Raw genomic sequence first — 954 nt, forward strand, 5'->3', positions numbered from 1 at the left:
TGCGGGGTTCCACGATCTCGCACCAGCGTTGTCCCGTCGGCCTGCCGCACCGGCGCCTCAAGCCACCGTTTCACGTACAGCACCACCCACGAGAGGTCGGTGTTGGCCTCCACCGCCTTGACGACCAGGTCCCACGCCACGGTGTCGAAGAACTTCTGGATGTCGAGATCGATCACCCAGTCACGTTTCCAACACCGCTGCTTACAGACCTCGACCGCGTCCCCAGGAGCCCGCCACGGACGATAGCCATACGAGTCCGGATGAAAGACCTGCTCGGTCCTCCATTCCAGTCTCCGCGCCACCACCGTCTGAGCCACCCGATCACCCACGGTCGGCACCCCTAAAATTCTGGTGCCACCGCCATGCCGCTTCGGTATTTCCACCGCCCGCACCGGAGGCGGAAAATAGCTCCCCGAGGACATCCGATTCCAGACCCTGTACAAATTGTTCTTCAGGTCCAGCTCGAAATCCTCGATCGAGCATCCATCCACACCCGCTGCGCCTTTATTACCCTTGACCTTCTCCCACGCCTCCCATACCTCCCGCTTCGAAATATCAAACGGCTTGCCTGACGACTTCAGCTCGCCCACGCGACTCCTCCCGGAGACAACCGCCCCGGTTGATCGAACGAACACGCCACGAATGACCTGACCCCTTCGCTCCACCCCCATTACAGGAGCTTCATCACTACTATGAGTCAGTCCGACTGCGCGCCCACGCAACGGTACTCAATCCCTCACGGTCTCATCCGCTTGGAACACTCCCTCTCGCCACCCATACCCAGGGCGGCAGTATCGGGGCACGCCCTCTCCCGTTCCACACGAAAGCAGCCTGACCGGACTCACGTCGCCTCTATGCCGGACACCACCTGGCCAATAAACGGGCACCCGCCAGATCTATCCCGAGTCCGCTCTGACGCCTCGGTTTCGATGCCAACCTACTTTTTCGACACTT

The 954-nt window shown here is 60.9% G+C and carries 1 protein-coding gene; it reads right to left on the reverse strand.

The window, feature by feature from the left end; genetic code table 11:
* Positions 1 to 590, reverse strand: a 590-nt coding sequence (locus DMB66_RS60215; RefSeq protein WP_255441710.1) for a reverse transcriptase domain-containing protein, incomplete at its 3' end; no start/stop codon positions are given.
* Between the last annotated feature and the right edge of the window lie 364 nt (positions 591 to 954).

Source organism: Actinoplanes sp. ATCC 53533, from assembly GCF_003947245.1.